Source organism: Nocardia sp. NPDC058244, assembly GCF_042882065.1.
In the GTDB taxonomy this organism is placed as follows: domain Bacteria; phylum Actinomycetota; class Actinomycetes; order Mycobacteriales; family Mycobacteriaceae; genus Nocardia.
In genome coordinates, this window is record NZ_JBHVWX010000022.1 from 1 (window position 1) to 2,405 (window position 2,405).

1 rRNA gene is annotated in these 2,405 nt (G+C 55.3%); it reads left to right on the forward strand.

The features are described from left to right. A 23S ribosomal RNA gene (locus ACFVW6_RS35055) occupies positions 1–2,365 on the forward strand; the annotation flags it as partial. Between the last annotated feature and the right edge of the window lie 40 nt (positions 2,366–2,405).

A 2,405-nucleotide genomic window follows, 5' to 3' on the forward strand; every position in this document is an offset into this window, starting at 1 on the left:
AGTCGCACATTATGGACCCGAAGCGGAGTGATCTACCCATGGCCAGGGTGAAGCGACGGTAAGACGTCGTGGAGGCCCGAACCCACTTAGGTTGAAAACTGAGGGGATGAGCTGTGGGTAGGGGTGAAAGGCCAATCAAACTCCGTGATAGCTGGTTCTCCCCGAAATGCATTTAGGTGCAGCGTCACGTGTTTCACGCCGGAGGTAGAGCTACTGGATGGCCTAGGGGGCCCACAAGCTTACCGAAGTCAGCCAAACTCCGAATGCCGGTGTGTGAGAGCGTGGCAGTGAGACTGCGGGGGATAAGCTTCGTAGTCGAGAGGGAAACAGCCCAGATCGCCGGCTAAGGCCCCTAAGCGTGTACTAAGTGGAAAAGGATGTGGGGTCGCTTAGACAACCAGGAGGTTGGCTTAGAAGCAGCCACCCTTGAAAGAGTGCGTAATAGCTCACTGGTCAAGTGATCCTGCGCCGACAATGTAGCGGGGCTCAAGTACACCGCCGAAGCCGCGGCATTCAGACATTAGATCGCCTTCGGGCCAGTCGTCTGGATGGGTAGGGGAGCGTCCTGTAGCCGTGGAAGCCACAGTGTGAACTAGTGGTGGAGGCTACGGGAGTGAGAATGCAGGCATGAGTAGCGAAAGACGAGTGAGAAACTCGTCCGCCGAATGACCAAGGGTTCCTGGGCCAGGTTAATCCGCCCAGGGTGAGTCGGGACCTAAGGCGAGGCCGACAGGCGTAGTCGATGGACAACGGGTTGATATTCCCGTACCCGTGTATCCGCGCCAAATATCGAATCAGTTGTGCTAAGTATCCAAATGTTTTCTTATCGAGCCTTCGGGTGAGAGGGAGGATTGCTGCATACGACCCTGGCTGTAGTAGGTAAGCGATGGGGTGACGCAGGAAGGTAGCTGGGCCAGGTGATGGAATACCTGGTGTAAGCCTGTAGGGCGTTGTGTAGGCAAATCCGCACAACATTAAGCCTGAGAGGTGATGCGTAGCCGTTGTGGTGAATTCAGTGATCCTATGCTGCCGAGAAAAGCCTCTAGTGAGTTGGTACACGGCCCGTACCCCAAACCGACACAGGTGGTCAGGTAGAGAATACTAAGGCGATCGAGAGAACTGTGGTTAAGGAACTCGGCAAAATGCCCCCGTAACTTCGGGAGAAGGGGGACCACGCCTGGTGATGAGTCTTGCACTCGGAGCTGGGTGGGGTCGCAGAGACCAGAGAGAAGCGACTGTTTACTAAAAACACAGGTCCGTGCGAAGTCGTAAGACGATGTATACGGACTGACGCCTGCCCGGTGCCGGAAGGTTAAGAGGACCGGTTAGCGCTTCGGCGCGAAGCTGAGAATTTAAGCCCCGGTAAACGGCGGTGGTAACTATAACCATCCTAAGGTAGCGAAATTCCTTGTCGGGTAAGTTCCGACCTGCACGAATGGCGTAACGACTTCTCTGCTGTCTCAACCACAGACTCGGCGAAATTGCATTACGAGTAAAGATGCTCGTTACGCGCGGCAGGACGAAAAGACCCCGGGACCTTCACTATAGCTTGGTATTGGTGTTCGGTACGGTTTGTGTAGGATAGGTGGGAGACTGTGAAACTTGGACGCCAGTTCAGGTGGAGTCGTCGTTGAAATACCACTCTGATCGTATTGGACTTCTAACCTCGGACCATGATCTGGTTCAGGGACAGTGCCTGGTGGGTAGTTTAACTGGGGCGGTTGCCTCCCAAAATGTAACGGAGGCGCCCAAAGGTTCCCTCAGCCTGGTTGGCAATCAGGTGTCGAGTGCAAGTGCACAAGGGAGCTTGACTGTGAGAGTGACAGCTCGAGCAGGGACGAAAGTCGGGACTAGTGATCCGGCACCGGCAAGTGGAAGCGGTGTCGCTCAACGGATAAAAGGTACCCCGGGGATAACAGGCTGATCTTCCCCAAGAGTCCATATCGACGGGATGGTTTGGCACCTCGATGTCGGCTCGTCGCATCCTGGGGCTGGAGTAGGTCCCAAGGGTTGGGCTGTTCGCCCATTAAAGCGGCACGCGAGCTGGGTTTAGAACGTCGTGAGACAGTTCGGTCTCTATCCGCCGCGCGCGTTAGAAACTTGAGGAAGGCTGTCCCTAGTACGAGAGGACCGGGACGGACGAACCTCTGGTGTGCCAGTTGTTCCGCCAGGAGCACTGCTGGTTGGCTACGTTCGGAAGGGATAACCGCTGAAAGCATCTAAGCGGGAAGCCTGTTCCAAGATGAGGTTTCTCTCCCACTTGATGGGTTAAGGCCCCCTACAGACCATGGGGTTGATAGGCCGGAACTGGAAGCACAGTAATGTGTGTAGGTGACTGGTACTAATAGGCCGAGGGCTTACTATCGAAGGTGTTACGCGTCCACTGTGCGGTATCTGAAACAACA